The sequence below is a fragment of the Streptomyces sp. NPDC043685 genome, from assembly GCF_056436585.1.
Map to the genome: position 1 here is coordinate 25,291 of NZ_JBWKCH010000007.1, position 26,991 is coordinate 52,281.

Below are 26,991 nucleotides of genomic sequence, written 5' to 3' on the forward strand. Positions count from 1 at the left end.
GCCGCGCAGGCCGTCGGCCGGGTGCGGCGGCGTCGTGGCGGGTCGCGCGGTTCCCCGCGCCCCTTCCAGGGCGCCCACGACACGGTCGGTCCTACGATCTGCTGATCCGATCGGGGGATGCCGCCGCCGTGCCCGCCGTGCTCCACCGGGAACGTTGCAGAGCGTGAACTAGGCTCTGTGGCACGCCCGAACCGGAGTCCCGGCGGGCTTGCGTGTGCGGTGGGACGGGAGTGTGGCCCGTGGCGGATCAGGTCGTGGAGACAGGCGACGTGCGGCCGGCCGGGCGCGCTGCCGGGCAGAGCGAGTTCCTGGGCCGCACACGGGAGTTGAAGGAACTGCGCGCCGACATCGAGCGCGCCGGACTGGACACCCTCGCGGGCCGCAAGGCACCTCGCGCGCGCGTGCTGCTCATCGCGGGACGGCCCGGCTCGGGCCGCACCGCACTCGCCGAGGAACTCGTACGGCAGATCGCCGACCGTTACCCCGACGGCGTCCTGCGCGCCCGCCTCACCGACCCCGACGGCACCCCCGTCCCCGTCGGACGCGCCGCCCGGGACCTCCTCGCCGCCCTGGACGAGCAGGCTCCCGCCGGCGCCTGCGAGGACGACCTCACCGACGCCCTGCGCACCGCCCTGGCCGACCGCCGCATGCTGCTCCTGCTGGACGACGCGGCCGACGCCGAGCAGGTCGACGCCCTGCTGCCCGACACCCCCGACTGCCTCGTCGTCGCGGTCTCCGAAGGCCCGCTGACCGGCATCTCCGACGTCCGCCCCTGCACCCTGGGCGGCCTGGACGCCAAGTCCGGGGTGGAGCTGCTGACCCGGCACACCGGCTCGGTCCGCATCACCGTCGACCCCCGGGCCGCCGAGGGTCTCGCCGAGGAGTGCCAGGGGCAGCCCGCAGCGCTGATGCTGGCGGGCGGCTGGCTCGCGGCCCGCCCCAAGGCCGCCGTCTCCGACCTCGCCAAGCAGCTGCGCGCCGAGGACACCGAGGGCACCGCCCTGACCCGGGTCTTCCGCCTCGCGCACGCCGCCCTGCCGGCCACCGAGGCCCGGATGCTTCGCCTGCTCGCCCTCGCCCCGGCCGGGCTGGTCGACCCGCAGACCGCCTCCGCGCTCGTCGGCTGCTCGGTCGGCCGGGCCCGCACCACCCTGGACGACCTCGTCGCCCTCGGCTTCCTGCACGCGGTGGACTCCCCACTGCCCCAGTACGAGGTGCCCGGCTGTCTCCACCCCCACCTCCGGATCCTCGCCGCGCACCATGAACGCCCGGCCGAGCTCCAGCTGGCCCGCGCGCGCATGCTGGAGCGGACCGTACGGCTGCTCCAGGCCTGCCGGGCGATCACCGAGACCGACAGCCCGCAGGCCCGCCAGAAACTCCTGGACATGCCGAGCGCCCTGCGTTTCCCCACCCCGCGGGCGGCCGCCGACTGGCTGCGCCTGACCCGGCCGGCCCTGCTGGCCTCGGCCCGGCTCGCGGTCGCCGACGGGGAGCTGGACACGCTGGCCCGACGGCTGATGTCGCAGCTGGTCCGGGCCATGGCGGCGCACATCGGCATCCGGGCCGCCGCACCCGACCTCTACGACATCCACGGCATGGTCCTCGACGTCGCCGAGCGCCGGAACCTGCCCCGCGAGCGGGCCGCCGCCCTGCTGAACCTCGGCGACCTCGACGCCCGTACCGGCCGCACGGCCGACGCCCTGGCCCGCTACCGGGCCGCGCTGGACGCCGGACGTGAGGTGAACGACCCCTACGCCACCGGTCGCGCGATGGAATCCGTAGGCGGCGCCCACCTGGACCTCGGCGACTTCGACCGGGCCACCGACTGGTTCGGCCGCGCCCTGGTCGAGCGGCTCGCCCGGGACGAGCGCGCCGAGGCCGCCCGGCTCTACGGGCGGATCGCCGCCGCCCACACCTTCGCCGGCCGTTACGGCGAGGCCCTGCGCAACTGGCGCGCGGCGATCGCCGGGCACCGCAAGAACGGCGATGTGGCCGCCCAGGCACGGGCCTTGAGCGAGCTGGCGCGGGTCCAGGAGTACGCCGGCCGCCCCGAGGAGTCGCTGCGCACCTGCCGGGAAGCCGTGGAGTGGGCCCGGCGCGCGGAGGACCCCCGGTTGCAGGCCGCGCTGCATCTGCGGGTCGCCGACACCCTCGAGCACCTGGGTGACCCCGCCTCGGCCGGGCTGCACCGGGGCGCCGCCGAGCGGATCCTCGGCGACTCAAACCTTCAAAATGAACCTGACGCCTGCGAAATCCGTACCGCATCCGCTGAAGATTGATGCAATGAAAGGCTGGACAGCGAGAACACCTTCATTAGACTGGCTCTGCCGCACGTTCTCCTGCGGTCTCTCCCGGTGTGCCCGCGCGTGCCCGGGTATGTCTGAGAAATACCCCCATACCCTCTGAGCCAAGGACCGTGATCGACGTGAAGGTCGGCATCCCCCGCGAGGTTAAGAACAACGAGTTCCGGGTGGCCATCACCCCCGCCGGTGTGCACGAGCTGGTGCGCCACGGCCACCAGGTCGTCGTCGAGCGCGACGCCGGCCTCGGCTCCTCGATCACGAACGAGGAGTACGTCGCCGCGGGCGCGCAGATCCTGGAGACCGCCGACGAGGTGTGGGCCGCCGCCGACCTGCTGCTGAAGGTCAAGGAGCCCATCGCCGAGGAGTACCACCGCCTCCGCAAGGACCAGACGCTCTTCACCTACCTGCACCTGGCCGCTTCCAAGGAGTGCACGGACGCCCTGCTGGAGTCCGGCACCACCGCGATCGCCTACGAGACCGTCGAGCTGCCCAGCCGCGCGCTGCCGCTGCTCGCCCCCATGTCCGAGGTCGCGGGCCGGCTGGCCCCGCAGGTCGGCGCCTACCACCTGATGCGCGCCAACGGCGGCCGCGGTGTGCTGCCCGGCGGTGTCCCCGGTGTGCTGGCCGGCCGGGCCGTCGTGATCGGCGGCGGTGTCTCCGGCTGGAACGCCGCGCAGATCGCCATCGGCATGGGCTTCCACGTGACCCTGCTCGACAAGGACATCAACAAGCTCCGCGAGGCCGACAAGGTCTTCGGCACGAAGATCCAGACCGTCGTCTCCAACGCCTTCGAGCTGGAGAAGGCCTGCCTGGAGGCCGACCTCGTCATCGGCGCGGTGCTCATCCCCGGCGCCAAGGCGCCGAAGCTGGTCACCAACGAGCTCGTGTCGCGGATGAAGCCCGGAAGTGTCCTTGTCGACATCGCGATCGACCAGGGCGGCTGCTTCGAGGACTCCCGCCCGACCACCCACGCCGAGCCGGCCTTCCGGGTCCACGACTCGGTCTTCTACTGCGTCGCCAACATGCCCGGCGCGGTGCCCAACACCTCCACCTACGCGCTGACCAACGCGACGCTGCCGTACATCGTCGAGCTGGCCGACCACGGCTGGGCGGGCGCCCTGCGCCGCGACCCGGCGCTGGCCAAGGGCCTCAACACGCATGACGGCAAGGTCGTTTACCGCGAGGTCGCCGAGGCGCACGGCGTGGAGCACGTGGAGCTGTCCGCGCTCCTCGGCTGAACCCCCGCAGCCGGTAAGTCGGCTAAGTGACAGACCGGCGAAGGCGATACTCCCCCCGTCCCGGCTTCGCTCGATCAGGGGGACTCCCTCACCGGTCGTCAACACCGCACACCAGGCCGGACCTTGCCCGACAAGGTCCGGCCGGATGTGTGTATGGTCACTTCGCGATTCTCGAGCAACTCGCCTCGAACGTAACCCTTCAACCGATTCGCACACCGGTGAAACCTGCCGTGCGACGGCCGTACGCCCTTGACAGCCGGATGTTTCATTGCCGACACATCGGGCCGGGTCCGGCGGATTGTGTTGCTGCGGACGCCCGACACGCCATAGAGTCGCCAATCGTCGGCATGGTGCCACGCTGACCTGTCTAGAAGTTTCCTGGTCACCAAGGAGGTAAGACGACTTGTGAATGAGTCGACATTTACTCCCGGGGGTGGTCAACCAGGAATGCCTGCACGGGACCAGGGTCCCGCGGGGTTCGAGGCTGTCGGCTCCGTCGCTGTGCGCACCTTCGCAGCCCACCAGAGTCAGCAGGCGACTCACACAGCACACCAGAAGATGGATGGCCATCACGTGAACGCCATGGCCGGCGACGGAAGTGGCGCGCCCCACAACCACTTCGCCGACTACGACGAACTGCCCGAGGGGCACTTCTACGACCCCGACGCGGAGTACGAGCCCGACCCCGAGTACGCGGCCACTCTCGCGCCCGACGCGGCCAGACAGCGCCGGGAGCGGGTCGGCCCGACCGGGCGCCCGCTGCCGTACTTCCCGATCCCGGGTCCGCTGCCCGAGCACGGACCCGCGAAGATCATCGCGATGTGCAACCAGAAGGGCGGCGTCGGCAAGACCACGTCGACCATCAACCTGGGTGCCGCGCTCGCGGAGTACGGACGCCGGGTCCTGCTCGTGGACTTCGACCCGCAGGGCGCGCTGTCGGTCGGACTCGGTGTCAACCCGATGGAACTCGACCTGACCGTCTACAACCTGCTCATGGAGCGGGGGATGGCGGCCGACGAGGTGCTGCTGAAGACGGCGGTCCCCAACATGGACCTGCTGCCCAGCAACATCGACCTGTCGGCGGCCGAGGTCCAGCTGGTCTCCGAGGTCGCCCGCGAGTCGACGCTGCAACGCGCCCTGAAGCCGCTGCTGCCCGACTACGACTTCATCGTCATCGACTGCCAGCCCTCGCTCGGCCTCCTCACGGTGAACGCCCTGACGGCCGCCCACAAGGTGATAGTGCCTCTGGAGTGCGAGTTCTTCGCGCTGCGCGGTGTGGCCCTGCTGACGGAGACCATCGAGAAGGTCCAGGAGCGGCTCAACCCGGAGCTGGAGCTCGACGGGATCCTCGCCACCATGTACGACTCGCGCACGGTGCACAGCCGTGAGGTGCTCGCGCGGGTGGTCGAGGCGTTCGACGACCACGTCTACCACACGGTCATCGGGCGCACGGTCCGCTTCCCGGAGACCACGGTCGCCGGTGAGCCGATCACCACGTACGCCTCCAACTCCGTCGGCGCCGCCGCCTACCGCCAGCTCGCCAGGGAGGTGCTCGCCCGGTGTCACGCCGAGTGAGTCTGCCGGGGGCCGACGAACTCTTCCGTACGACAGGGGGGATGGCGCTTCAGTCGTCCCAGCCCAGGCGTCAGGCCAACGGCGACGCCCGGGTGCCCGCTCCGGCGGGGGAGGGCGACGCGGCGGCGGCCGCCGAGGACGCGCCGCAGTCGGTGCCCGCGCAGGGTGGTGACGGCGAGGGTGCCGAGCACGTCGCGGCGGACGCGGAGCCGGCCGAGGCCGGGGAGGCCCACAGCCGTTCCGCGGCCGCTGAGCGCTCCGGCTCCGCCCGTCGGCAGGGCGCGCAGGAAGGTTCTGCCGCCGGTGCCGCGGGGGCCGCGCCCCGAAAGCGCGGGCGTAGTCCCTCGCGCCGCCCCAGCGGCCGTGAGCGGCACGACGAGAAGATCACGGTGTACGTGTCGGCCGAAGAGCTCATGGACCTCGAGCATGCCCGTCTGGTGCTTCGCGGCGAGCACGGCCTGGCCGTCGACCGCGGGCGCATCGTCCGCGAAGCGGTCGCCGTGGTCCTCGCCGACCTGGAGACCCGTGGAGACGCCAGCATCCTCGTACGACGACTGCGCGGGCGGTAGCGGTAGCCTGCGGGGGCCATGACCTCGAACGCTTCCCCACCTCCCCCCGGCGGCCCGGCCGGCCGCCGGCGTGTGCTGGGGATGGGGCCGGCGGCTCCGTGGACGGCTCCGCCGGCCGAGCAGCCGGAGGTCGGGCACCAGGAGGCCGAGCCGCCCCCCTCACCGCAGGGGGCCGGCCCCACGGCCGTGCCGGTCGAGCGGGCGGGGACCGAGGCGGCCGAGTCGCCCGGGCCCTCCTGCGTGGAGGACGACGGGACGGCTCCGCCGGTTGAGCTGCGGGCCGGGACGGTCCTGCTCGAAGCGCCGCCCGCGGGCGAGGGCCCCGCGCATGCGGGGCCCGCCACCCCGGCGGCCGGGCCCGGCTCCTCTGCCCCGCACGCCGCTCCCGCGCCTTCGACGTCCGGATCCCGGATGGCCGCGCCCCCCGGGCCGGTGGACACGGCTGAACCGGACGGAGTTGCCGCCGAGGCGGCGGCCGACGACGGGGTCTTCAAGGTCCGGCTCGCCAACTTCGAGGGACCCTTCGATCTGCTGTTGCAGTTGATCTCGCGGCACAAGCTGGACGTCACCGAGGTCGCGCTGTCCAAGGTGACCGACGAGTTCATGGCGTACATCCGGGCCATGGGGCCGGACTGGGACCTGGACGAGACGACCGAGTTCCTGGTCGTCGCCGCCACCCTGCTCGACCTGAAGGCCGCGCGGCTGCTGCCCGCCGCCGAGGTGGAGGACGAGGGCGACCTCGCGCTGCTCGAAGCGCGGGACCTGCTGTTCGCCCGGCTGCTGCAGTACCGCGCGTACAAGCAGATCGCCGACATCTTCAGCGGACGGCTCGACGACGAGGCCCTGCGCTACCCCCGGACCGTCGGGCTGGAGGCGCACCACGCCGAGCTGCTGCCCGACGTCGTGATCAGCATCGGCGCCGAGCGCTTCGCCAAGCTCGCCGTGAAGGCCATGCAGCCCAGGCCCAAGCCGCAGGTCTACGTCGACCACATCCACGCCCCGCTGGTCAGCGTGCAGGAGCAGGCGCTGATCGTCGTGACCCGGCTGCGGGAGCTGGGGGAGGCCAGTTTCCGCGCCCTCGTGGAGGACACCGACGACACCCTGACCGTCGTGGCGAGGTTCCTCGCCCTGCTGGAGCTGTACCGCGAGAAGGCCGTCGAGCTGGAGCAGGAGACCGCGCTCGGGGACCTGCTCGTGCGGTGGACCGGCGGGGACGGTGACCGGACACCGACCGTCACCGACGAGTTCGACCGGCCGCCCGAGCCGCCGAAGGAGGAGAAGAAGGCGTGAGCGAGCGAACGACCGACCTGCCGGCCGGGCCGCGCACCGTCGCCGACCTCGAGCTGAAACCGGCCCTGGAGGCCGTCCTCATGGTCGTGGACGAACCCGCGACCGAGGAGCACCTCGCGAAGATACTGGAGCGGCCGAAGCGGCAGATCGCCGACGCCCTGCGCGAGCTGGCCGACGAGTACACCGTCCAGGGACGCGGCTTCGAGCTGCGGTACGTCGCGGGCGGCTGGCGCTTCTACACCCGGGCCGGCTACGCACCGGCCGTCGAGCGCTTCGTGCTGGACGGCCAGCAGGCCCGCCTCACACAGGCCGCGCTGGAGACCCTGGCCGTCGTCGCCTACCGGCAGCCGGTCAGCCGCAGCCGGGTCTCGGCCGTACGCGGAGTCAACTGCGACGGTGTCATGCGGACCCTCCTCCAGCGCGGTCTGACAGAGGAGGCGGGCACGGAACCCGAAACAGGTGCGATCCTGTACAGGACGACGAACTACTTCCTGGAGCGGATGGGCCTGCGCGGCCTGGACGAGCTCCCGGAGCTCGCGCCCTTCCTCCCGGAGGCGGAGGCGATCGAGGCCGAGACCCAGGAGGGCGTACCGTCGTTCGACCCGGACGCGCCCGACGACGACGCGCCGGGCCGCCCGGTGAGCCCGGGGACCCACGACGAAGACGACCAGACGGAACTTTGATGCGAAGCAGCAGCGGCAGGAACAGCAGCGGAAACAACGGCGGGAGCCGTGGTGGCAACAGCGGCGGCCGCGGCGGGAGTGGTGGTGGTCGCGGCAACTTCCGCGGCGCCGGCAACAACCGCGACGACAAGCAGGGCAGTGGCCGTCCGAAGAAGCCGCGCCCCGAGGAGCGCCGCTACGACGTGGGCCCCGGGGCGACCAAGGACGGCCCCAAGGCCGGACGGGGCGGCGCGGCCCGCGGTGGTGCCAAGGGCGGGCCCAAGCAGCCCCAGCGGCCGGGCCGCACGGCCCCGGCGCGCCCCCGCGAGTACGAGGCGCAGATCGAGGAGCGCAACCGCGACCGGTACGCCGGGAAGAAGGAGGTCAAGCTCCCCAAGACCTTCCCCGGCGCCGAGCAGGAGGGCGAGCGGCTGCAGAAGGTCCTCGCCCGCGCGGGCTTCGGCTCCCGGCGCTCCTGCGAGGAGCTGATCGAGGAGGCCCGGGTCGAGGTCAACGGCGAGATCGTGCTGGAGCAGGGCAAGCGGGTCGACCCGGAGAAGGACGAGATCAAGGTCGACGGGCTGACCGTCGCCACCCAGAGCTACCAGTTCTTCTCGCTGAACAAGCCCGCCGGTGTGGTGTCGACGATGGAGGACCCGGAGGGCCGCCAGTGCCTCGGGGACTACGTCACCAACCGTGAGACGCGCCTCTTCCACGTCGGCCGGCTCGACACCGAGACCGAGGGTGTCATCCTGCTCACCAACCACGGCGAGCTGGCGCACCGGCTGACCCACCCGAAGTACGGCGTGAAGAAGACCTACCTCGCGCACATCGTCGGCCCCATCCCGCGCGATCTGGGCAAGAAGCTCAAGGACGGCATCCAGCTGGAGGACGGCTACGCGCGCGCCGACCACTTCCGGGTCGTCGAGCAGACCGGCAAGAACTACCTCGTCGAGGTCACCCTCCACGAGGGCCGCAAGCACATCGTGCGCCGGATGCTGGCGGAGGCCGGCTTCCCGGTCGACAAGCTGGTCCGGGTCGCCTTCGGCCCGATCACCCTCGGCGACCAGAAGTCGGGCTGGCTGCGGCGGCTGTCCAACACCGAGGTCGGCATGCTGATGCAGGAAGTCGACCTCTAGACCTTGTGACCGACTCACACCCCCTTTTATAGTCGTGGTGACTATAAAAGGGGGTGTTCGGCGATGCACGGCTACGACAAGTACGCCCATGAACCGTTCGCCGTCACCGTCGACCTGGCCGTGTTCACCGTCCGGCAGGGCGCGCTGCACGTGCTGCTCGTCGAACGCGGACAGGAGCCGTACGCCGGACGCCGGGCCCTGCCCGGCGGGTTCCTGCGGCCGGACGAGTCGGCGGAGACGGCCGCCCGGCGCGAACTCGCCGAGGAGACCGGCCTGTCCGACGTCTCGGGGCTGCATCTGGAGCAGCTGCGCACCTACAGCGAGCCCGGCCGCGACCCCCGGATGCGGGTCGTGTCGGTCGCCTTCGCCGCGCTGCTGCCCGACGCACCCGAGGTGCGGGGCGGCAGCGACGCGGCCCGGGCCGACTGGGTGCCGTACGGCACGGAGGGGCCGCTCGCCTTCGACCACGACCGCATCCTGGCCGACGCCCACGACCGCGTCGGCGCCAAGTTCGAGTACACCTGCCTCGCCACCGCCTTCTGCCCGCCCGAGTTCACCCTCGGCGAGCTCCAGCAGGTCTACGAGACCGTGTGGGGCACCGAGCTCGACCGGCCCAACTTCCGGCGCAAGGTGCTCGCCACGCCCGGCTTCGTCGAAGCCGTCCCCGGCGCCGCCCGGCTGACCGGCGGCCGGGGCAAACCCGCCGCGCTCTACCGCGCCGGAACCGCCGCCGCCCTGCACCCGCCTCTCCTCCGGCCCACCCGGGAAGGACGCCCGGCATGACCACGCTCGTCGACAAGCAAGCCGCCACCGGAACGCTGACGGGGCTCGCCCTCGGCGACGCGCTGGGCTTCCCGACCGAGTTCAACGACGTGCCCTCGATCCTCGCCACATGCGGACCCTGGCGGGAGATGGAGCTGCCGCAGCGCGCCTTCGTCTCGGACGACACGCAGATGACGCTGGCGCTGGGCCGCGCGGTGCGCACGGCGATGGACCGGGGGCTGCTCACGCCGCTGCGCCTGGCCCGGCCGCTGCGGGAGGAGTTCGTCGACTGGTACCAATCCCCGGAGAACAACAGGGCCCCGGGCCGCACCTGCATGAAGGCCTGCATGCTGCTGAAGGACGAGACCCGCCCCTGGCAGGACGCCTCGCAGATCCACTCCAAGGGCTGCGGTGCCAACATGCGCGTCGCGCCCCTGGGGCTGGTGCCCGGCCTGAGTGACGAACAGCGGGCCGGTGCCGCCCAGTTGCAGGCGGCGCTCACCCACGGCCACCCCACGGCCCTGGCGGCCTCCGACCTGACCGCCCACGCCGTACGCCTGCTCGCCCAGGGCGCTGAGCCGACGGGTCTGGTCGGCCTGCTCCGCTCGTACGCCCTGGAGAACCGCAGCCGCTACCACGAGCGCTGGCTGGGCGACCTGTGGCGCCGCGCCGAGGACACCAGCCCCGAGCGGTTCATCGCACGCGGCTGGGACGAGTGCCTGGAGGCCCTGGACCGGCTCCAGCACGCCGTGCGCACCGTCTCGCCGGAGACCGACCCGTGCCTGGCCACCGGTGAGGGCTGGATCGCCGAGGAGGCCCTGGCGACCGGGCTGCTGTGCTTCCTGATCTTCGTCGACGAGCCGGTGACGGCCCTGCGCCGTGCCGCCTGCACCTCGGGCGACTCCGACTCGATCGCCTGCCTGACGGGCGCCTTCACCGGCGCGCACCTGGGCGCGCAGGCCTGGCCCACCGAGTGGGCCGACCGTGTCGAGTACCGGAGCGACCTGCTCGCCCTCGGGGCGCTGTGGGACGCGTGACACGGCGGGGCCGGCCGCGGGCCCTCACGCCAGGCGGATCGAGTTTCCCTCCACGGTGATCCGCTCGGCGGGCAGCGGCCGCGTCGCCGGGCCGTGGGCCACCGCGCCGTCGGCGATACGGAACTTGCTGCCGTGGCACGGGCAGTCGATGGTGCCGTCGGACACGAACCCCACCGTGCAGCGCTGATGGGTGCAGATCGCCGAGAAGGCCTTGAAGCGGCCCGCCTCCGGCTGGGTCACCACGACCTCCGCGTCCGCGAAGATCTTGCCGCCGCCGACCGGGATCTCGCCGACGTCGGCCAGGACCCGCCCGGCGCGCCCGCTCGTCGCGTCCCCGCCGGTGGGGGAGTCCGTCGACTCGGAGCCGCTGTCGCCGCCCCCGCCGCAGGCCGCGACGAGCACCGCCGCGCCTGTCGCGCCCGTCGCGAGGAGGACCGTGCGGCGCGTGGTCTCGTAGCTCATGTCGTCACTCCGGAAGTGCCAAGTGGGGGTGCATCGGAATTCGGTTCATCTTCACACTGAATCTACTCAAACCCCACGATCCCGGCGTCTCACCGGGCGGGCGCCGCGCACCCGGGCCGCGCGGGCTGACTAGGCTGGTCGGACGGAGAGCGACACGCACATCAGCAAGGAGCAACGCCGTGGCGGTACGAGCGGTCCGGGGCGCCGTCCAACTCGAACGGGACGAGGCCGGGCACATGGACGAGCAGGTCGGTGCCCTGCTCACGGAGATCCTCGAGCGCAACGATCTCACCGCCGACGACCTGATCAGCATCTGGTTCACGGCCACGCCCGACCTGCACAGCGACTTCCCGGCGGCCGCCGCCCGCAAGCTGGGCATCGTCGACGTCCCGCTCATCTGCGCCCAGGAGCTGGACATCGAGGGCGCCATGCCGCGCGTCGTCCGGGTCCTCGCGCACATCGAGTCCGACCGGCCCCGGGCCGGCATCGCCCACGTCTACCTCGGCGCCGCCGCCGCCCTGCGCAAGGACATCGCCCAGTGAGGACCGCACTCGTCATCGGCACCGGCCTCATCGGCACGTCCGCCGCGCTGGCGCTGGCACAGCGGGGTGTCACCGTCCACCTCGCCGACCCCGACCCGGAGCAGGCCCGTACCGCGGCCGCGCTCGGCGCCGGGACCGACGAGGCACCGGACGGGCCCGTCGACCTCGTGATCGTCGCCGCCCCGCCCGCGCACGTCGCCGGTGTGCTCGGCGACGCCATGCGGCGCGGAGCGGGACGCGGCTACCTCGACGTCGCCAGCGTCAAGGGAGGACCGCGCCGGGAGCTGGAGGCGCTCGGCCTCGACCTGTCGGCGTACATCGGCTCCCACCCCATGTCGGGCCGGGAGAAGTCCGGCCCGCTGGCCGCGACCGGGGACCTCTTCGAGGGCCGCCCCTGGGTGCTGACCCCGACCCGGGACACCGACACCGAGGTGCTGAACCTCGCCCTGGAGCTGGTCTCGCACTGCCGTGCGGTGCCGGTGGTCATGGACGCCGACGCCCACGACCGGGCCGTCGCCCTCGTCTCGCACATGCCCCACCTGGTCTCCAGCCTGGTCGCCGCGCGGCTGGAGCACGCCGAGGAGGCCGCCGTACGGCTGTGCGGGCAGGGCATCCGGGACGTGACGAGGATCGCCGCCTCCGACCCCCGGATGTGGATCGACATCCTCTCCGCGAACCCCGCGCCGGTGGCCGACCTGCTCACGGACGTCGCCGCCGACCTGGAGGAGACCGTGCGGGCCCTGCGCGCCCTGCAGTCCTCCGACGACCACAAGCGCCGCGAGGGCGCCGACGGGATCGAGGACGTGCTGCGGCGCGGCAACGCCGGGCAGGTCCGCGTCCCCGGCAAGCACGGCTCCGCGCCCCGGGCGTACGAGGTCGTGGCGGTGCTCATCGACGACCAGCCGGGACAGCTGGCCCGGATCTTCGCCGACGCGGGCATGGCCGGCGTCAACATCGAGGACGTACGGATCGAGCACGCGACGGGGCAGCAGGCCGGTCTGGTGCAGCTGATGGTGGAGCCGAAGGCGGCCCCGGTGCTGAGCGCCGCGCTGCGGGAGCGGGGCTGGGCGCTGCGGCAGTGAGCGGGTGCGGCCGGTGACGCTCCCGGGGGCTGCCGCCCGGCCTCCGCTCCGGCGCGGCAGGACGCCGCTCCCGGCCGCGGGGCGCCGCCGTGGACGCGGGGCCGGACGAGTGACGCGAACCCAGTAACCTTGTGCGGGGCACTCGCGCCCTCACCCCCGCCGAGCCCGGTTCAGGAAGGTCCCCACTGTGGAAAGCGCCACGCCAGTGATTGTCGCCATCGACGGCCCGTCCGGCACGGGCAAGTCGAGCACCTCGAAGGCCGTGGCGGCGCAGCTCGGGCTGAGCTACCTGGACACCGGCGCCCAGTACCGGGCGATCACCTGGTGGATGGTGAACAACGGCATCGACGTCGACGACCCGGTGTCCGTGGCCGCCGCCGCGGGCAAGCCCGAGATCGTCTCCGGCACGGACCCCGAGGGGCCGACGATCACGGTCGACGGCGTCGACGTGGCCGGCCCGATCCGCACCCAGGAGGTCACCTCCAAGGTCAGCGCCGTCAGCGCGGTGCCCGAGGTGCGCGCCCGGATCACCGAACTCCAGCGTTCGATCGCCGCCTCCGCGGAGCGGGGCATCGTCGTCGAGGGCCGGGACATCGGCACGACGGTGCTGCCGGACGCCGACCTCAAGATCTTCCTCACCGCCTCCGCGGAGGCCCGGGCCGCCCGCCGCAGCGGCGAGCTGAAGGGCGCCGACGTCAACTCCACCCGCGAGGCCCTGATCAAGCGGGACGCCGCCGACTCCAGCCGCAAGACCTCCCCGCTCGCCAAGGCGGACGACGCCGTCGAGGTGGACACCACCGCGCTCACCCTGGCCCAGGTCATCGAGTGCGTCGTCACCCTCGTCGAGGAGAAGCGGGCCGGAAAGTGACCGAGTTGCCTTCGGCGCGGGGCGCCGAGGTCGGGCGGCGCATCGGCGTCGGCCTGATGTACGGGCTGTGGAAGCCGCGCGTGCTCGGCGCCTGGCGGGTGCCGGCGAGCGGGCCGGTGATCTTCGCGGTCAACCACTCCCACAACATCGACGGCCCCATGGTCATGGGGGTGGCGCCCCGCCCGACACACTTCCTGATCAAGAAGGAAGCGTTCATCGGGCCGCTGGACCCCTTCCTGCTCGGCATCGGGCAGGTCAAGGTCGACCGCACCACCACCGACCGCACGGCGATCACCCAGGCGCTGGGCGTCCTGGAGGGCGGCGGCGTGCTCGGCATCTTCCCGGAGGGCACCCGGGGCGAGGGCGACTTCGCCTCGCTGCGCGCCGGGCTCGCGTACTTCGCCGTGCGCAGCGGTGCCCCGATCGTCCCGGTGGCCGTGCTGGGAAGTTCCGACCGGCCCGGACGGTTGATAAAGGCGCTGCCTCCGCTGCGCTCGCGCGTCGACGTCGTCTTCGGCGAGCCCTTCGAGGCGGGCGACGGCTCCGGACGCCGGACCCGCAAGGCGCTGGACGAGGCGACCGGGCGCATCCAGAAGCAGCTCGCGGCCCACCTGGAAAACGCCAGGCGTCTCACCAGGCGCTGAGCGACACTGAGTAGTGGATCAGCCCGGACACATCGGGCACTCCACCGACCACCACGATGAACGACGAGGTACGGACTTCATGAACGACCACATCCAGCCCGACGGCTCGGACGCGTCCGACGGCGCGTACGAGCACGACCACGGGGCGCTCGGTGACGCCGAGTTCGCGGAGTTCATGGAGCTCGCCGCGGAGGAGGGCTTCGACCTCGAGGACGTCGAGGGCGCCCTCGAGGAGGCGGGCCACGGCCCGCTGCCCGTGCTCGCCGTCGTCGGCCGCCCCAATGTCGGCAAGTCGACCCTGGTGAACCGCATCATCGGGCGCCGCGAGGCCGTCGTCGAGGACAAGCCCGGTGTCACCCGCGACCGTGTGACCTACGAGGCCGAGTGGGCGGGCCGCCGCTTCAAGGTCGTCGACACCGGCGGCTGGGAGCAGGACGTCCTCGGCATCGACGCCTCCGTGGCCGCCCAGGCGGAGTACGCCATCGAGGCCGCCGACGCCGTCGTCTTCGTCGTCGACGCCAAGGTCGGCGCCACCGACACCGACGAGGCCGTCGTCCGGTTGCTGCGCAAGGCCGGCAAGCCGGTCGTGCTGTGCGCCAACAAGGTGGACGGCCAGAGCGGCGAGGCCGACGCCTCCTACCTGTGGTCGCTGGGCCTGGGGGAGCCGCACCCGGTCTCCGCGCTGCACGGCCGGGGCACCGGCGACATGCTCGACAAGGTCCTGGAGGTGCTCCCCGAGGCGCCCCGCGAGACGTTCGGCGGGGGCGGTGTCGGCGGTCCGCGCCGCGTCGCCCTGATCGGCCGCCCGAACGTCGGCAAGTCCTCGCTGCTCAACAAGGTGGCGGGCGAGGAGCGCGTCGTCGTCAACGAGCTGGCGGGCACCACCCGCGACCCGGTCGACGAGCTGATCGAACTCGGCGGCGTCACCTGGAAGTTCGTCGACACGGCGGGCATCCGCAAGCGCGTCCACCTCCAGCAGGGCGCCGACTACTACGCCTCGCTGCGCACCGCCGCCGCCGTGGAGAAGGCCGAGGTGGCGGTCATCCTGATCGACGGCTCCGAGTCGATCTCGGTGCAGGATCAGCGGATCGTCACCATGGCCGTCGACGCGGGCCGTGCGATCGTCCTGGCGTACAACAAGTGGGACACCCTCGACGAGGAGCGCCGCTACTACCTGGAGCGGGAGATCGAGACCGAGCTCGGCCAGGTGGCGTGGGCACCGCGGGTGAACGTCTCGGCGCGCACGGGCCGGCACATGGAGAAGCTGGTCCCGGCGATCGAGACGGCCCTCGTCGGCTGGGAGACCCGGGTCCCGACGGGCCGGCTGAACGCCTTCCTCGGTGAGCTGGTCGCCGCCCACCCGCACCCGGTCCGGGGCGGCAAGCAGCCGCGCATCCTGTTCGGCACCCAGGCGGGCACCAAGCCGCCGCGGTTCGTGCTGTTCGCCTCCGGCTTCATCGAGGCGGGCTACCGGCGCTTCATCGAGCGTCGCCTGCGCGAGGAGTTCGGCTTCGACGGGACGCCGATCCACATCTCGGTGCGGGTGCGCGAGAAGCGCGGCAGGAAGAAGTAGCGGAGACAGCGCAAAGGGCGGCCCCGACGGGGCCGCCCTTTGCGCTGTCCGGTGCTCGCTCAGATGTCCCGGCGCCGCCCTGGTGGCAGCGCGGCCGGTACGTAGTGCATCCCCGTGCCGTGCGCGACGGTGCCGACGCGCTGCCACTGCGGTTGCTGCCCCGCGGCATGGCGGGCGCTCTGGGCGCCCGCGCTGTAGGCACTGTAGGAGCTGCCGTACGCGCCTGTGTACGAGCCCGAGCTGTACGGGGTGTTCCCGAAGGCGGTGAATCCCAGCTTCTCCTCGCCGCTGCGGTCGCCGGGCAGTGCGCGGAAGGACTTGACGTACTCGGCGTAGAGCGCGTCGTAGATCGGCGTGGCCGATGGGCCGCCCTGGGCGTCCTGAGCCGATCGCGCGGACGGGATCGGCGAGAAGGACTGGCGGCGGGGAACGTCGTATGCGTGCACGTATGTCCAAACGACACCGCGGGTCAAGGGATGCGGCCCGGGTACGGCTTTCGCGGGTGTCCGGTCCACGGGGGTGACGTGCGGCTCAGGTGCCGGCCAGCGGCAGCGCCGAGCCGACCAGCTGTCCGTTCGCCGCGGCCTTGTCCAGCGCGTCCCGCAGCAGGTCCTCGCGCGGCTGGCGGCCGATCGAGCCGGCGGGCGCGGCGAGCATCAGGACCTGCTGGTGCTTGTTGGCGGCCGCGCGCCAGCCCTCGGTCACCTGGAGCGGCTGGTGGGCCTGCCACCAGGCCACCGGCCGGCCGCCGTTGGTGCCCGGCTGGAGCACCGCGTGCAGCTGGCCCATGGCGAGCAGCACCGACCAGCCGTGCAACACGGGCGGCACGGCCGACAGCTCCGTCAGCGGCATGAAGCCCTGCTCGATGAGCAGCGGCAGGAAGTCGTCGCCGGTGCCGGTCGTGCCGGGCCGGGCGATGGGTCCGGTCGGCTCCACCACCAGGGCCGGGTGCAGCTCGCCGCCGATCAGGACGAGCCCGCTGGTCACGCCGAGCACCGCCTGCTCGGGCACCACCTTGTCGGGCTCCAGGTCGACGGTGTCGCCGGCGATGGACTTCACCGCGCCCCGCAGCTGCTCCTCGGTGACCTGTACGACCTGCGAGGGCAGACAGCCGGCGTGGGCGAACGCGAGGACGGCGGTCTCGTCCCCGATGAACAGGACGGTGCTGGTGCGCTCCTGGTCGGAGTCGCCCGGAGTGCGGCAGGACGTGCAGTCGTAACTGCCCGGGGCGGTCTCTCCGGCGAGCAGGCGGTCTGCTTCTTCGTCGCCGATCTCGGCGCGTACCTCGTCGCTGACGTCGAGCATGCGCGGCACGGGTGGCTCCCTCGGGGATGCGGTGCGTGGCGAGGCCGGGTGGCTCCCGGCCCGTGGTCCGGGAAGGTCCCGGCTCATGAAGATGACAACGGGCGATCTGTGGCGGGAGTCACGCCCCAGGGCGAACGGAATCGAACCAACCAGCGCACAGGGTCACGTTCGGCGCGGAATCGCGCACTCACCGTCAACTCCGCGCTGTGCGACGGATGTTGGAAGGGTGAAGTGGGTCACAGGCCACCGGGGAGGTGGGTCGACAAATCCGGAAATCCGCGAATGAAGTGGGTGTCCGGAAGCCGCCGTTACCCGAGGTATCACTGAACTGGCCTGCCGCGACGGGCGACTGGTTGATGCCGGGCCCCGGCCTCCATAGATTCCTCGGCCGTGTGCAATGAGCACCGCTCGGGTACGTCCACCGGCCGCCGGTTCCCAGGAACCGGGTGGAGCACGAGCTCCGGTGGGCGGGGCGAGCGCCGGCCTCGCGCCCGATGGCGCGCGGTGGCGTCCGCCTTGGGGGATCCCGGGTGTTTCGAAAGGGACCTACATGTCCGAATGTGCCCATACCACTCGCTCCGACGTCCGGAAGCAGCAGGTTCGTACGACGGCGGTCCCCGCCGGCGCGGCACTGCTCGCGCCCCTCGGAGTGCTCGCCGCGACCGGGAACGCCGCGGCGGCCGACAGCGGAGTGTGGGACCGCATCGCCCAGTGCGAGAGCGGCGGCGACTGGCACATCAACACCGGCAACGGCTACTACGGCGGACTTCAGTTCGCGCCCTCCACCTGGAACGCCTACGGCGGCACGGCCTACGCGCCCACCGCCGACCGGGCGAGCAGGTCCCAGCAGATCGCCGTCGCCACCAAGGTCCAGCGCGCCCAGGGCTGGGGCGCCTGGCCGACCTGCTCGGCACGCGCCGGGGCGAGCGGCGGCGCACCGGCCGCCGACCCGGTCACCTCCACCGGGCCGGCCCCGTCGAAGCCGTCCGAACCGTCGAAGCCGGTGAAGTCGTTCGGGGCGTCCGCGCGGGCCACGGAGCACGCGGACCGCGGATCGTCCCGCGGTGACCACACGGTGCGCCCGGGCGACACGCTGAGCGGCGTCGCCGCCCGGCACGGAACCACCTGGCAGCGCCTCTACGCCGCCAACAGGGCCGCCATCGGGGCGGATCCCGACGTGATCGTGCCCGGCCTGCGTCTCGTGTTCTGAGCCGCTGCTCCCCCTCGCCGGGACACGGGCCCCGTCCGGTCGGCCGACCGGGCGGGGTCTCGGCGTCGGGGATCAGCCCGTGAGCTCGCGCGCCTCCCCGGCGAACGCGACGGTCCCGCGGCGCAGTTCGTAGACGAGCGCGGGCCGCTCCCGCAGGGCGGGCGGCAGCCGCTGCTCGGCGATCACCACGCACGCGTCGAGCCCGGCCAGCCACGCGTACGTCCGGGCCGCGACCGCGGGCGACATGCCCTGGGCGGGCTCGTCGACGAGCACCACGCGCGCGTCCGCGAGCAGGGCCCGGGAGAGGGCGAGCATGCGCTGCTCCCCACCGGAGAGGGTGCCGGCGCGCCGCTCCAGCAGGGGCCGCAGCGGGGGGTAGACGTCGAGGGCCGCGGTGTGGTCGAGGGCGGTGAGTTCGAGGTTCTCGCGCACGGTGAGCGAGCCGAACACCGCCTGCCGCTCCGGTACCAGGCACATGCCGCGCCGGGCGCGCTCGTACGCGGGCACGCGGGTCACGTCGGCGCCGTCCCACAGCACCGCACCACCCGACAGCGGCACCGTGCCGGCCAGGGCGCGCAGGGCGGTGGTGCGGCCGGAGCCGTTGCGCCCCAGCAGCACGGTGAGGCCCGGCCCGGGGGCGGCCAGCGTGATGCCGTGCAGGGCCTCCAGGGGGCCGTAGCGCACGCGTGCGTGGCGCAGGGCGACGAGCGTCATCGGCCGTCCCCCCGGGCGAGGGTGTCGAGGACCTGCCCGGGCGGGCCGGAGGCGACGATCCGGCCCGCGGCCATCACCAGCACGACATCGGCCAGACCCGCCACCAGGTCCAGGTCGTGCTCGACGACCAGCAGGGCCGTGCCGTCGGCGGCCAGGGCCTTGAGGACCCGGGCCAGGGCGGTCACCTCGGCGGTGTCGAGACCGGCGGCGGGCTCGTCGAGGAGCAGGACGCGGGGGCCGCCCGCGAGCGCCCGGGCCAGTTCGACGCGGCGCAGCGTGCCGGTGGGCAGCCCGGCGGCGGGCAGGGCGCGGACGGGTCCGTCGAGTCCGAGCAGCCTGAGGGTCCGCTCCACGGCGCCCGGATCGGCCGGCCGCCGCTGCTCGGCGCCCACCCGGACGTTCTCGGCGACGGTCAGTGAGGGGAAGACGGCCAGGCGCTGGAAGGTCCGCGCGACACCGAGCCGGGCGCGGGCATGGGAGGGCAGCGCGGTGATGTCCCGCCCCCCGAGCCGCACCGTGCCGTGCACGGGCCGCAGCGTCCCGGCCAGACAGTGGAACAGGGTGCTCTTCCCGGCCCCGTTGGGTCCGACGACCGCGGTGATCCGGCCGGGGGAGAGCTCCAGATCGACTCCGTCGAGGGCGGTGAAGCCGCCGTAGCGGGCTTGGAGGCGACGGGCGATGAGGAGGGGAGCGACGGCCGCCACGGCGACCGGACCCGCGGACGCCGCCGGACGGGGCCGGGCGGCGGGGGAGGGGGCCGGGGGTGTCTCCGGCCGGGTGGTCGGTGGGGGTTCGTGGGTGAGTCCCGGGCGGACGGCTGGGGAGGGCGCAGCCCTCGCCCGGCCTGCCATATCTGTCGCCCCAGCCGCGCCTGCCGCCCCAGTCACCCCATTCGCGCCCGCCGTATCAGTCGCCCGCGTCCCACCAGTCGCACCCATCGCCCCCGTCGCAGCCGTCGCCCCCGTCGGCACCCGTGCCCCCCGGGCCGCCACCGGCTGCGCCGGGCGCAGCAGCTCGCGGGCCCGCACGCCCACCGGCGTCAGGGCCGGGGCGCGGCGCCGCCGCAGGCGTTCGGCCGCCGTGCGCAGCGCCTCGTACACGCCGCCCGGGAAGCGGCCCACCAGGACCGCCAGGACGCCGATCAGGGCCGCCGCGACACCGCCCCGGGTGCCGGCGTCCAGCCCGACCAGCAAGGCCGCGGCGCCGAGCGCGCCGAGCGTGCTGTCCGCGCCCAGCACGACCACCGCGGCGAACCACAGCAGTCCGCGCACGGGGTCGTAGGCGGCCGCGTCGAAGGCCCGCAGCCCGATGCCGAGCATGCCGCCACCGAGCGCGGCCAGCGCGGCGCCCGCGACGAAGGCCGTCAGCTTCAGGGACGGCACCCGCACGCCCGCCGCCCGCGCACCCGCCTCGTGGTCCCGCATCGCGGCGAGGGCCCGGCCGGTCCGCCCCCGGCGCAGCGCGTGCGTCGCCAGCAGCGCGGCCGCCAGCAGCAGCAACTCCAGCGCGTAGTACGTTCGGTCCCCGTCGAAGCCCGCCGGGCGGCTCAAGGACAGGCCCGACGTGGCGTACGGCTGGGCGAAGACGAAACGGCTCACCCCCACGCCCACCGCGAACGTCGCCAGTGCCGGCGCCAGGCCCCGGCGGCGGATCGCCGGCCAGCCCGTCAGCAGTCCGAGCGGCGCCACCAGGGCCACCGACACCGCGAGCGCCGTCAGTTCCGGCAGCGCGGGCAGCCCCGGGAAGCGGCCCGCCGCCAGCAGCGCCGTGAACAGCGCGCCCAGCCCGGCGTAGGCCGCCTGCCCCAGCGCGATCTGACCGCCGCGGCCGGAGACCACCACCAGGGACAGCAGGATCACGGCCAGCGCCGGCACCTGGACGGAGGTGTGCAGGTCCCGGCCCGCCAGGCCCAGCGGCAGCAGGAACAGCACGACGACCACGATCCGGACGCCCGGCGGGGCCGGCACTCGCGCGGCGGGCGTACGCGGCAGGGTGTCCCGTTCCCCGACGCCCGGCAGCACCAGCGCCGCGGCCAGCAGCGCGACGACGAACAGGTTCGTCCCCACCGCCCGGAGCAGCGGCTCCGCCCAGCCGGACGGGTGCAGCCGCGTCAGCTGGCTCTGCGCCACCCCGACAGCCAGCGCCACCACCACCGCCACCGGCAGGCTCCGCATCCGCGCGGCCACCGCGACCGCCACCACCTCCATCACCAGCAGTGACAGACCGTACGGGTCGAGCCGCACGTACGGCGCCAGCAGCACTCCCGTCAGGCCTGCCGTGAACGAACCGAACGCCCAGCCCGTGGCCGCGACCCGGTCCGCGTCGACACCGCCCAGCACGGCAAGCCGACGGTCGTCGACCACGGCCCGCAGCTCCCGCCCGAACCGCGTCCTGCGGACCACCGCCGTGACCCCGGCGGCCAGCGCGAGCACCACCGCCAGCTGCCCCCACGGCTCGTCCGGCACCAGCACCGGCGCGTCGTCCCGGGCTCCCTGCCCCCACACCAGCGCCGCCCCGCCCACCAGCAGCACGAACACGCCGATGGACGCCACCAGCGTCTGCGCCGGATCACCGCCCAGGACCGCCAGGGGCCGGAAGACGAACCGCTCCAGGACGACACCCAGCCCGGGAGCCAGCACCAGCAGCGTCACGGCCGACCCGAGCCACAGCGGCCAGTCCCACTCGACCACGCACTGCCGCAGCGCGTACGCGCACACCATCGCGATCGCGCCGTGCGCGAAGTTCAGCACGCCCGTCGCGCGGTACGTCACGATCAGACCGATCCCGGTGAGCGCCGCCGCGCTGCCGACCGAGAGCCCGGCGAGGGTGAGGTCGTACGTGAGCGAGGACATCAGTCGGTTTCTTCGGCCGGCTCACAGATCGGGCAGGGGGTCAGCTCACCGCTCGCCACCAGCTCGGAGTCCACCGGGACCGCCTCGGCCTTTCCCGCCACCAGCGGGCAGTCCGCGCGGTGCCACAGGGTGCCGCCCGGCACCGTCCGCAGGTCGCCGCTGACCGCGAGCGGTGCCCGCGCGGCCCCGCCGGTCTCCTGCGGTTTCGCCGGTCCGGCCGCCACCAGCAGGCCGTACAGCTCCTCCACGCGTGTGGCGGCGAGCGATTCCCGGCCCCGGGCCAGCAGCACCGCCCCGGCGACGATCAGCGCGGCGCCGGGGATCGAGCAGGAGGCCAGGTAGGGCAGCTGCCGTTCGGCGTAGCGCTCGCCGGAGACGCCGTACCAGCCGGCCACGCACAGCACCGCTCCGGCGGCGAGGGCGGCCCAGCCCGCCCACGAGACGGGACGCACGGTCCGCAGTCGACTGGTCCGCATCGCTGGCTCCCACACGTCGGATGTGCTGTGCACGCGCCTGGCCGCCTGTTCAAGTCCGCCGATCGCTTGCACTATGCCCTGTGGAAGCTGACCCTGAAAGCACCGGGCGCACATGGCCCGGACCGACACCCGGTGGTGAGCCAGATGGTTCTCGGCAGCGACCTCAGGCGGGGGAACGCGACGGGGGGTCCACGAGCCGCGGGACGGGGTACGGCGATCGCCGCCTCCCTGGTCCTGGTCCTCGCCCCGGCCCTGGCCGCGTGCAGCGACGACAGCGGGGGCGGCAGCGCGTCCACGCCTCCCACGCCGACCGCCGAGCGGACCACGAGCGCCCCGGCCTCCGCCCCGGCGGACCGGGCTGCTGCCGAGGCGGAGATCCGGCAGAACTGGCAGAAGTTCTTCGATCCGAAGACCTCGACCGAGGACAAGCAGGCCGTCCTGGAGAACGGCGACCGCATGGGCCCGGTCCTGCAGGCCTTCAGCGGTGACGAGCGCGGCGGGCAGGTCCAGGCGAAGGTCACCAAGGTCGAGTTCACCTCCGCGACCGGCGCGGACGTGACGTACACGCTCACCCTGAAGGGCGCCACCGCGCTGCCCGACGCCTCCGGGAGCGCCGTCGAGCAGAACGGCACCTGGAAAGTGTCCGCCAAGACGCTGTGCGCGCTGGTGCAGCTGAGCGGCAATGCGTCACCGGTCCCGGGCTGCTGAGGCGGTGGCCGCGGCGCTGCTGCTCGCCCTGAGCGCGGCCTGCGGCAGCCGGCTCCCCGAGAGCGACTTCGAGCACGGTGGCCGCAGCCCCGCACCCCGCGACGCCGCGCCCCTGCGGGTCGGGATCATCACCAGCGCCACCAGCCCGGTCGGCGGCAGCGCCTTCACCGGCCCCCGCGACGGGGCCCGGGCCTACTTCGACCGGCTGAACGCGCGCGGCGGCATCGACGGGCGCCGGGTCGACGTGCGCCTGTGCGACGACGGCGGCAGCGGCGTCGGCAACAACGAGTGCGTCCACCGGCTCGTCGAGCGGGACGAGGTCGTCGCGCTGGTCGCCACCACCGCCCTCGACTACGCGGGCGCCTCCCGCGTCTCGCGTGCCCGCGTGCCCGACATCGGGGGCCAGCCCATCGGCAGCGCCTACGACACCTACCCGCACCTCTACGGCATCTACGGCAGCCTCGCGCCCCGCGACGGCACGCCGGGCTGGGGCGGCACGCTGTACGGCGGCACCGAGGTCTACCGCTACTTCAAACGCGAGCACGGCGCCCGCACCGCCGCCGTGGTCTCCTACAACCAGCCGGCCTCGGCCGCCTACGCCCGGCTCGTCGAGCGGGGCCTGCGCACCGAGGGCTACAAGGTCGTCACCGAACAGGTCGACTTCGCCCTGCCCAACTTCCGCGCGGCGGCCGCCGACCTGAAGGAGCAGGGCGTCGACCTGGTGTTCGACGCGATCGACGCGCACGGCAACGCCCGGCTCTGCACGGCCATGGACGAGGCCGGCGCCGACGTCACCGCCAAGGTGACCAACGTGCAGAACTGGACCTCCACCGTGGAGGACGACTACCAGGACGCCCCGCACTGCCGCAACGCCCTCTGGGCCACCGGCGCCAGCCGCAACTTCCAGGACACCGGCCACCCGGCCGTACGGGAGTTCCGTGCGGCGACCAAGGGCCTGAAGACGCACTCCCAGTGGCAGCTGGAGGGGTGGGCGGCCGCGCGCTGGTTCACCGACGCGGCGAGGTCCTGCGCGCGGACGGGCATCACCCGCGCGTGCGTCGACGGCTTCATGAACCGCAGCCGGGGCTACACCGCCGGAGGGCTGCTGCTCCCCGTCCGCTTCGAACGGTCGCCCGAACCGCCGAAGACCAGCAGGACGTGCCTGTCGGTCGCCCGCTGGCAGGACGGCAAGGGCTGGGTCGGCCAGGGGGACATGAACCGCACCTGCTTCACCGTCCCGCAACTGGCCTACCGGCCTTGAGGACAGTGGCTGTCCGCAAGGCCTGGCAGACTCGCCCCCATGTTGGAGACCTCGGCCCGCCTGCTGCGTCTGCTGTCCCTGCTCCAGGCCCACCGCGAGTGGTCCGGAGCCGACCTGGCCGGACGGCTCGGCGTCAGCGCCCGCACCCTGCGCCGGGACGTCGACCGGCTGCGCGAACTCGGCTACCCGGTCAACGCCAGCCCCGGCACCGGGGGCGGCTACCAGCTGGGCGCGGGTGCCGAACTGCCGCCGCTGCTCCTGGACGACGACGAGGCCGTGGCCGTGGCGGTCGGCCTGCGCACGGCCGCCGGCCAGGGCATCGACGGCATCGGCGAGACCTCGGTCCGGGCCCTCGCCAAACTGGAACAGGTGCTGCCGAACCGGCTGCGCCGCCGGGTGAGCGCCCTGAACGCCGTCACCGTGCCCATGCTGCGCAGCACACTGCCCTCCTCGGTCGACCCGGCCGTGCTCACCGAACTCGCCCACCTGTGCCGGGACGCCGAGCGGCTGCGCTTCGAGTACCGCGGCCACGACGGCACCTCCACCCGCCGCAGTGTCGAACCGCACCGCCTGGTGTGCACCGAGCGCCGCTGGTACCTCGTCGCCTGGGACCTCGACCGGGACGGCTGGCGCACCTTCCGCGTGGACCGCGTCACGCCCAGGCCGCCGCACGGCCCGCGCTTCGTACCGCGCGACCCTCCCGCCGAGGACCTGGCCGCCTACGTCTCCGAGGGTGTCTCCACGCGCGTCTACGCCACCCACGCCGTCGTGCGGCTCCTGGCGCCCCTGGCGGAGGCCGTCCAGCGCATCTCGCCCTCCGCCGGGGTGCTGGAGGCGGAGAGCGAGGACACCTGTCTGCTGCGCTGCGGCGCCGGCAGCCTCGACGTGATGGTCATCCACGTGGTGATGCTGGGCTTCGAGTTCGAGGTGCTGGAGCCGGTGGAGCTGATCGAGGCGGTCAGGAGGACCCGGGACCGGCTTGATGGCGCTCTGGCTCGGGCTGCGCAGTCACCGCCGCGTACTGCGGATGGTGCAGGTCGAACGCCGGCGACTCGGAGCGGATCCGGGGCAGCGTCGTGAAGTTGTGCCGCGGCGGCGGGCAGGAGGTCGCCCACTCCAGGGAACGGCCGTAGCCCCAGGGGTCGTCGACCTCGACCTTCTCGCCGTACCTGGCGGTCTTCCACACGTTGTAGAGGAACGGCAGCGTCGACATGCCGAGCAGGAACGCCCCGATCGTCGACACGGTGTTGAGCGCGGTGAACCCGTCAGCGGCCAGGTAGTCGGCGTAGCGGCGGGGCATGCCCTCGGCGCCCAGCCAGTGCTGGACCAGGAACGTGGTGTGGAAGCCGACGAACAGCGTCCAGAACTGGATCTTGCCGAGCCGTTCGTCGAGCATCTTGCCGGTGAACTTCGGCCACCAGAAGAAGAAACCGGCGAAGATCGCGAAGACGACGGTGCCGAAGACGACGTAGTGGAAGTGCGCCACCACGAAGTACGTGTCCGTCACATGGAAGTCCAGCGGGGGCGACGCCAGGATCACCCCGGTCAGCCCGCCGAACAGGAACGTCACCAGGAAGCCCGTCGCCCACAGCATCGGCGTCTCGAAGGACAGCGAGCCCTTGAGCATGGTGCCGGCCCAGTTGAAGAACTTCACGCCGGTCGGCACCGCGATGAGGAAGCTCATGAAGGAGAAGAACGGCAGCAGCACCGCGCCCGTCGCGAACATGTGGTGCGCCCACACGATCATCGACAGACCGGTGATCGCCATCGTCGCGCCGACCAGTGTCAGATAGCCGAACAGCGGCTTGCGGCTGAAGACCGGGATGATCTCCGTGATGATGCCGAAGAACGGCAGCGCGATGATGTACACCTCGGGATGGCCGAAGAACCAGAACAGGTGCTGCCACAGGATCGCCCCGCCGTTGGCCGCGTCGAAGACCTGCGCGCCGAACCGCCGGTCCGCCTCCAGCACCAGCAGCGCCGCCGCGAGCACCGGGAACGCCATCAGGATCAGGATCGAGGTGAACAGGGTGTTCCACACGAAGATCGGCATCCGGAACATCGTCATGCCCGGGGCGCGCATCCCGATGATCGTGGTGATGAAGTTGACCGCGCCGAGGATCGTGCCGAAGCCGGACAGTGCGAGGCCCATGATCCACAGGTCGGCCCCGATGCCCGGGGTGCGCTCCGCGCTGTTCAGCGGGGCGTAGGCGAACCAGCCGAAGTCGGCCGGACCCGACGGCACCAGCAGCGAGCCGAGCACGATCAGCCCGCCGAACAGGAACAGCCAGTACGAGAACATGTTCAGCCTCGGGAAGGCCACGTCGGGCGCGCCGATCTGCAACGGCATCAGCTCGTTCGCGAAGCCCGCGAAGGTGGGCGTCGCGAACAGCAGCAGCATGATCGTGCCGTGCATCGTGAACGCCTGGTTGAACTGTTCGTTGTCGATGATCTGCAGACCCGGACGCGCCAGTTCGGCGCGCATCAGCAGCGCCATCACACCGGCGACCAGGAAGAAGAGGAACGACGTGATCAGGTAGAGGTGGCCGATCTTCTTGTGGTCCGTCGTCGTCAGCCAGTCGACCACCAGCCGGCCGTGCCGCGTGCGCGGCACGACCGGCGCCACGGCCTGTACGGTCTGCGTCCCCATCGCTCGCTCGCCCCTTCGCTCATCGCGTACCGGGTCCGCCGCAGCCCGCGCCTCGGGTGCCCGCGAGCT

General features: G+C 73.0%; 24 protein-coding genes and 1 pseudogene. 18 read left to right on the forward strand and 7 right to left on the reverse strand.

The features are described 5' to 3' along the window. Positions 1-239 precede the first annotated feature (239 nt). The 9 genes from AC0665_RS23240 (at position 240) to AC0665_RS23280 (ending at position 10,575) form a co-directional block, all read left to right on the forward strand. Entirely contained in the window at positions 240-2,279 is a 2,040-nt protein-coding gene (locus AC0665_RS23240; protein WP_478705722.1) for a tetratricopeptide repeat protein, read from the forward strand. A gap of 137 nt (positions 2,280-2,416) precedes the next feature. Next, positions 2,417-3,541: an alanine dehydrogenase gene (ald, locus tag AC0665_RS23245; protein WP_363122561.1), complete on the forward strand. Its 1,125-nt coding sequence runs from the start codon at positions 2,417-2,419 to the stop codon at positions 3,539-3,541. 447 nt (positions 3,542-3,988) lie between these two features. Further along, entirely contained in the window at positions 3,989-5,116 is a 1,128-nt protein-coding gene (locus AC0665_RS23250; RefSeq protein ID WP_363122560.1) for a ParA family protein, read from the forward strand. After that, positions 5,101-5,685 (forward strand): hypothetical protein, encoded by a 585-nt coding sequence (locus AC0665_RS23255; RefSeq protein WP_468410648.1) that lies wholly within the window; start codon positions 5,101-5,103, stop codon positions 5,683-5,685. Before AC0665_RS23250 ends, AC0665_RS23255 begins: the two co-directional genes overlap by 16 nt. An 18-nt stretch (positions 5,686-5,703) precedes the next feature. Next, positions 5,704-6,975, forward strand: a complete 1,272-nt coding sequence (locus tag AC0665_RS23260) for a segregation and condensation protein A (protein WP_478606784.1) — start codon at positions 5,704-5,706, stop codon at positions 6,973-6,975. Next, positions 6,972-7,658, forward strand: coding sequence for an SMC-Scp complex subunit ScpB (scpB, locus tag AC0665_RS23265; protein WP_468410644.1), 687 nt, complete (start codon positions 6,972-6,974; stop codon positions 7,656-7,658). Before AC0665_RS23260 ends, scpB begins: the two co-directional genes overlap by 4 nt. Then, positions 7,658-8,776: a pseudouridine synthase gene (locus tag AC0665_RS23270; protein WP_468410642.1), complete on the forward strand. Its 1,119-nt coding sequence runs from the start codon at positions 7,658-7,660 to the stop codon at positions 8,774-8,776. The genes scpB and AC0665_RS23270 overlap by 1 nt, the downstream gene beginning before the upstream one ends. A gap of 63 nt (positions 8,777-8,839) precedes the next feature. After that, positions 8,840-9,559 carry an NUDIX hydrolase gene (locus AC0665_RS23275; protein WP_468410640.1) on the forward strand — a complete coding sequence of 240 codons (720 nt, stop codon included), beginning with the start codon at positions 8,840-8,842 and terminating at the stop codon, positions 9,557-9,559. Further along, on the forward strand, positions 9,556-10,575 hold the full coding sequence (locus AC0665_RS23280; RefSeq protein ID WP_478705723.1) for an ADP-ribosylglycohydrolase family protein: 1,020 nt from the start codon (positions 9,556-9,558) through the stop codon (positions 10,573-10,575). Before AC0665_RS23275 ends, AC0665_RS23280 begins: the two co-directional genes overlap by 4 nt. A gap of 24 nt (positions 10,576-10,599) precedes the next feature. On the opposite strand, the gene AC0665_RS23285 is transcribed toward AC0665_RS23280, so the two are convergent. Beyond that, positions 10,600-11,037, reverse strand: coding sequence for a Rieske (2Fe-2S) protein (locus AC0665_RS23285; protein ID WP_468410636.1), 438 nt, complete (start codon positions 11,035-11,037; stop codon positions 10,600-10,602). A gap of 179 nt (positions 11,038-11,216) precedes the next feature. Between AC0665_RS23285 and aroH the strand changes: the two genes are divergently transcribed. The 5 genes from aroH to der all read left to right on the forward strand — a co-directional run bounded on the left by aroH (position 11,217) and on the right by der (position 15,746). After that, on the forward strand, positions 11,217-11,579 hold the full coding sequence (gene aroH, locus AC0665_RS23290; protein WP_363122552.1) for a chorismate mutase: 363 nt from the start codon (positions 11,217-11,219) through the stop codon (positions 11,577-11,579). Continuing rightward, positions 11,576-12,661 carry a prephenate dehydrogenase gene (locus AC0665_RS23295; RefSeq protein ID WP_468410634.1) on the forward strand — a complete coding sequence of 362 codons (1,086 nt, stop codon included), beginning with the start codon at positions 11,576-11,578 and terminating at the stop codon, positions 12,659-12,661. The genes aroH and AC0665_RS23295 overlap by 4 nt, the downstream gene beginning before the upstream one ends. A 205-nt stretch (positions 12,662-12,866) precedes the next feature. After that, positions 12,867-13,529 carry a (d)CMP kinase gene (cmk, locus tag AC0665_RS23300; RefSeq protein WP_468410632.1) on the forward strand — a complete coding sequence of 221 codons (663 nt, stop codon included), beginning with the start codon at positions 12,867-12,869 and terminating at the stop codon, positions 13,527-13,529. After that, the gene (locus AC0665_RS23305) at positions 13,526-14,173 is read left to right on the forward strand and encodes a lysophospholipid acyltransferase family protein (protein WP_468410630.1); all 648 of its coding nucleotides are present in this window, start codon (positions 13,526-13,528) and stop codon (positions 14,171-14,173) included. The genes cmk and AC0665_RS23305 overlap by 4 nt, the downstream gene beginning before the upstream one ends. Before the next feature lie 79 nt (positions 14,174-14,252). Then, a complete protein-coding gene (der, locus tag AC0665_RS23310; RefSeq protein ID WP_478705724.1) occupies positions 14,253-15,746 on the forward strand; it encodes a ribosome biogenesis GTPase Der in 1,494 nt (497 codons plus the stop codon). 59 nt (positions 15,747-15,805) lie between these two features. Here the strand turns inward: der and AC0665_RS23315 are convergent, their stop codons facing one another. Both AC0665_RS23315 and AC0665_RS23320 read right to left on the reverse strand, forming a co-directional pair. Continuing rightward, entirely contained in the window at positions 15,806-16,192 is a 387-nt protein-coding gene (locus AC0665_RS23315) for a hypothetical protein (protein WP_478509850.1), read from the reverse strand. 85 nt (positions 16,193-16,277) lie between these two features. Beyond that, positions 16,278-17,060 carry a hypothetical protein gene (locus AC0665_RS23320; protein ID WP_363120446.1) on the reverse strand — a complete coding sequence of 261 codons (783 nt, stop codon included), beginning with the start codon at positions 17,058-17,060 and terminating at the stop codon, positions 16,278-16,280. Positions 17,061-17,601: 541 nt separating this feature from the next. Here AC0665_RS23320 and AC0665_RS23325 point away from each other — a divergent pair. Then, complete coding sequence (locus AC0665_RS23325; RefSeq protein WP_478705725.1) at positions 17,602-18,261, forward strand: LysM peptidoglycan-binding domain-containing protein; 660 nt, start codon at positions 17,602-17,604, stop codon at positions 18,259-18,261. Positions 18,262-18,333: 72 nt separating this feature from the next. Here the strand turns inward: AC0665_RS23325 and AC0665_RS23330 are convergent, their stop codons facing one another. From AC0665_RS23330 to AC0665_RS23340, 3 genes are read right to left on the reverse strand one after another with little or no spacing between them, the layout of a single operon-like run. After that, the gene (locus AC0665_RS23330) at positions 18,334-18,975 is read right to left on the reverse strand and encodes an ATP-binding cassette domain-containing protein (RefSeq protein ID WP_478705726.1); all 642 of its coding nucleotides are present in this window, start codon (positions 18,973-18,975) and stop codon (positions 18,334-18,336) included. Further along, on the reverse strand, positions 18,972-21,827 hold the full coding sequence (locus AC0665_RS23335) for an ABC transporter permease subunit (protein ID WP_478705727.1): 2,856 nt from the start codon (positions 21,825-21,827) through the stop codon (positions 18,972-18,974). Before AC0665_RS23335 ends, AC0665_RS23330 begins: the two co-directional genes overlap by 4 nt. Next, the gene (locus AC0665_RS23340; protein WP_478705728.1) at positions 21,827-22,303 is read right to left on the reverse strand and encodes a hypothetical protein; all 477 of its coding nucleotides are present in this window, start codon (positions 22,301-22,303) and stop codon (positions 21,827-21,829) included. Before AC0665_RS23340 ends, AC0665_RS23335 begins: the two co-directional genes overlap by 1 nt. 144 nt (positions 22,304-22,447) lie before the next feature. Here AC0665_RS23340 and AC0665_RS23345 point away from each other — a divergent pair, with 144 nt between their 5' ends. The 3 genes from AC0665_RS23345 to AC0665_RS23355 are packed head-to-tail and all read left to right on the forward strand — an operon-like array spanning position 22,448 to position 25,352. Further along, on the forward strand, positions 22,448-23,011 hold the full coding sequence (locus AC0665_RS23345) for an MTB12 C-terminal domain-containing protein (RefSeq protein ID WP_478606767.1): 564 nt from the start codon (positions 22,448-22,450) through the stop codon (positions 23,009-23,011). Beyond that, positions 22,986-24,272: an ABC transporter substrate-binding protein gene (locus AC0665_RS23350; RefSeq protein ID WP_478606764.1), complete on the forward strand. Its 1,287-nt coding sequence runs from the start codon at positions 22,986-22,988 to the stop codon at positions 24,270-24,272. Before AC0665_RS23345 ends, AC0665_RS23350 begins: the two co-directional genes overlap by 26 nt. 39 nt (positions 24,273-24,311) lie before the next feature. After that, on the forward strand, positions 24,312-25,352 hold the full coding sequence (locus tag AC0665_RS23355; protein WP_478705729.1) for a helix-turn-helix transcriptional regulator: 1,041 nt from the start codon (positions 24,312-24,314) through the stop codon (positions 25,350-25,352). Here the strand turns inward: AC0665_RS23355 and ctaD are convergent. Then, positions 25,246-26,922 (reverse strand): annotated as a pseudogene (gene ctaD, locus AC0665_RS23360) (aa3-type cytochrome oxidase subunit I); the annotation flags it as partial. The gene AC0665_RS23355 and the pseudogene ctaD sit on opposite strands and share 107 nt — an antisense overlap. Positions 26,923-26,991 lie beyond the last annotated feature (69 nt).

Coding starts and splice junctions, on each gene's coding strand:
- AC0665_RS23250 (WP_363122560.1), top strand. CDS start 3,989: ATGCCTGCACGGGACCAGGGTCCCGCGGGGTTCGAGGCTGTCGGCTCC.
- AC0665_RS23260 (WP_478606784.1), top strand. CDS start 5,704: ATGACCTCGAACGCTTCCCCACCTCCCCCCGGCGGCCCGGCCGGCCGC.
- AC0665_RS23270 (WP_468410642.1), top strand. CDS start 7,658: ATGCGAAGCAGCAGCGGCAGGAACAGCAGCGGAAACAACGGCGGGAGC.
- AC0665_RS23275 (WP_468410640.1), top strand. CDS start 8,840: ATGCACGGCTACGACAAGTACGCCCATGAACCGTTCGCCGTCACCGTC.
- AC0665_RS23280 (WP_478705723.1), top strand. CDS start 9,556: ATGACCACGCTCGTCGACAAGCAAGCCGCCACCGGAACGCTGACGGGG.
- AC0665_RS23285 (WP_468410636.1), bottom strand. CDS start 11,037: ATGAGCTACGAGACCACGCGCCGCACGGTCCTCCTCGCGACGGGCGCG.
- der (WP_478705724.1), top strand. CDS start 14,253: ATGAACGACCACATCCAGCCCGACGGCTCGGACGCGTCCGACGGCGCG.
- AC0665_RS23325 (WP_478705725.1), top strand. CDS start 17,602: ATGTCCGAATGTGCCCATACCACTCGCTCCGACGTCCGGAAGCAGCAG.
- AC0665_RS23330 (WP_478705726.1), bottom strand. CDS start 18,975: ATGACGCTCGTCGCCCTGCGCCACGCACGCGTGCGCTACGGCCCCCTG.
- AC0665_RS23335 (WP_478705727.1), bottom strand. CDS start 21,827: ATGTCCTCGCTCACGTACGACCTCACCCTCGCCGGGCTCTCGGTCGGC.
- AC0665_RS23340 (WP_478705728.1), bottom strand. CDS start 22,303: ATGCGGACCAGTCGACTGCGGACCGTGCGTCCCGTCTCGTGGGCGGGC.
- AC0665_RS23345 (WP_478606767.1), top strand. CDS start 22,448: ATGGTTCTCGGCAGCGACCTCAGGCGGGGGAACGCGACGGGGGGTCCA.
- AC0665_RS23350 (WP_478606764.1), top strand. CDS start 22,986: ATGCGTCACCGGTCCCGGGCTGCTGAGGCGGTGGCCGCGGCGCTGCTG.
- AC0665_RS23355 (WP_478705729.1), top strand. CDS start 24,312: ATGTTGGAGACCTCGGCCCGCCTGCTGCGTCTGCTGTCCCTGCTCCAG.